At 33.6% G+C, this 1,873-nt stretch carries 4 protein-coding genes; all 4 read right to left on the reverse strand.

Annotated features, from left to right (window positions below):
- Positions 1 to 57: 57 nt before the first annotated feature.
- Positions 58 to 516 carry a HepT-like ribonuclease domain-containing protein gene (locus tag JWG40_RS19680; RefSeq protein ID WP_205287471.1) on the reverse strand — a complete coding sequence of 153 codons (459 nt, stop codon included), beginning with the start codon at positions 514 to 516 and terminating at the stop codon, positions 58 to 60.
- Positions 503 to 799, reverse strand: a complete 297-nt coding sequence (locus tag JWG40_RS19685; protein ID WP_205287472.1) for a nucleotidyltransferase family protein — start codon at positions 797 to 799, stop codon at positions 503 to 505. The genes JWG40_RS19680 and JWG40_RS19685 overlap by 14 nt, the downstream gene beginning before the upstream one ends.
- A gap of 298 nt (positions 800 to 1,097) precedes the next feature.
- Positions 1,098 to 1,493, reverse strand: a complete 396-nt coding sequence (vapC, locus tag JWG40_RS19690; protein ID WP_205268479.1) for a type II toxin-antitoxin system tRNA(fMet)-specific endonuclease VapC — start codon at positions 1,491 to 1,493, stop codon at positions 1,098 to 1,100.
- The gene (vapB, locus tag JWG40_RS19695) at positions 1,493 to 1,726 is read right to left on the reverse strand and encodes a type II toxin-antitoxin system antitoxin VapB (protein WP_205268478.1); all 234 of its coding nucleotides are present in this window, start codon (positions 1,724 to 1,726) and stop codon (positions 1,493 to 1,495) included. The genes vapC and vapB overlap by 1 nt, the downstream gene beginning before the upstream one ends.
- Positions 1,727 to 1,873: the final 147 nt, after the last annotated feature.

A 1,873-nucleotide genomic window follows, 5' to 3' on the forward strand; every position in this document is an offset into this window, starting at 1 on the left:
ACCTAGAAAAACTTTGAATTGGAATACACCTGAAAATGAAATACGGGCGCTTGTGCGCTAGATTCTTGAACCTACCAAATTTAATTTATTGAAATCTATATGTGTATAATAATTACTTTCTTTTGCTGAAAGTAATTCGGATTTATCAAAAATGTTTTCTAAAATTCCTTCCTGGATAATCTGGTAAGCTTTTTCTTTTAGACCAGGTAAAGAATATTTTATCGTTTGAAAAACTACGAAAATGTTAATACCAGTGTAATCGTGAGCAATTCGATTTCGTAGACCAACTACATCCTTCCAAGGATAAGAGTATTCTTTTTTTGTATCATCACTGAGTTTAGTGCTATTCTCTCCAATTTGAGTAAGAAGACTCAGAATTGCATTATAATTCATTTGATCATTTGTTTCGTAGAGAATTTCTGGATTTTCAAAATTATTTGAATAAAGATTAATTTTTTCGATGTATTCGATTATATTAAGTAGGTAAAGAAGATCATTTTTTCTATTCTTTAACATAGATCATTTCTTTATTTGCCCTATGTAAAATTATAGGGTTCGCATATTTCTTCAAAACTAAGTCTACTTTAAGATTTAAGTTCCTTTCAAGCTCCTCTTTAAAGGATATTGCAGATTGAAAATCAATATCTTTTTCAACCAAAATGTCAATGTCATGGAAATTAGAATCTTTTCTTGCAAAAGAGCCGAAAACTCCCAGTCTGTCTAATTTATACTTTGAAAGTAATTTTGAATTTTTGAGGAAATCCTGGAATTCAGAGATATTCTTCACTGCCACTGACATGATGTTCATATTTTATTAGAAAAAGTAAGTTTTCAAGCTTATTTTTTACGCAATAATTCTACTAATTTCCCCATCCAAAATTATTTTTTAGGTGTTCATTTGGTTTTAGCTACTTTCGCATAACGAACTAGACTTAACGACGTTCCTCGACCCTGAGTCCTGAACGGGACGTTAGGGACTGGCACGTAGCTTGCGTATGCAAGCGAGTGACAGAAGAGGAATGTGGCGTAGCCCGAGCGAGGGCTTGTCCCGAAGCGTAGCGTTAAGTCGCTGTTATGCGCTGGCGGAAATAATAAACTCAAATCCAATTTTCTAAATTTAAGTTTGGAACTCTTATAAATTCTTTTGTATTATTCGAAACCAGGATTAAGTTTCTAGAAATTGCTTGAGCAGCAATTTGAAGGTCGTATGGTCCGATAATCTTTCCAGTTTTTTCTAATGTGGCTCTAATGTATCCATAAATTTCTGCATCAGAATCTGTAAACGGTATAATGTCAAAGGCAGAAAGAAATTTAATTAGTGTAGTTTTGTTTTTCTCATAATCTTTACTCTTAGCTGCACCGAATTCTAATTCAGCTACAGTAATAGAGGAGATTTTAATTTGATATGGATCTATTGATTTTATTTTTTGAACAACGGTTTCGGGATTATTTTTAATTGAGTAAATGCAAATGTTAGTATCAATCAGATACATTAAAAATCTTCTCTGATTTGATCTTCGGGTTGAGATCTTCCTTCCGACATGAAGTCATCAGTAAACTCACTCAGACTTTCTTCAAAAGCTTTCCAAGGGTCATTTTTCGGAAATAGAAAAAGTGTATTTCCGACTTTCTGTATATATAACTCTTTCTCTGATATTTGAAATTCCTTTGGAATACGAACTGCCTGGCTATTTCCACTTATGAAGACTTTTGAAGCATGTGCCATGTTGTATATACTCGGGTATATACAAAAAATGTCAATTTATATTTTCTTTATGAAAATCTCTTTCCGCTTGCGCATAACGAACTAGACTAACCGACGTAGGCTGGCCCTGAGTCCCGGAAACGGGACGTTAGGGACTGGAACGACACT

The sequence above is a fragment of the Leptospira abararensis genome (genome assembly GCF_016918735.1).
Classification (GTDB): domain Bacteria; phylum Spirochaetota; class Leptospiria; order Leptospirales; family Leptospiraceae; genus Leptospira_A; species Leptospira_A abararensis.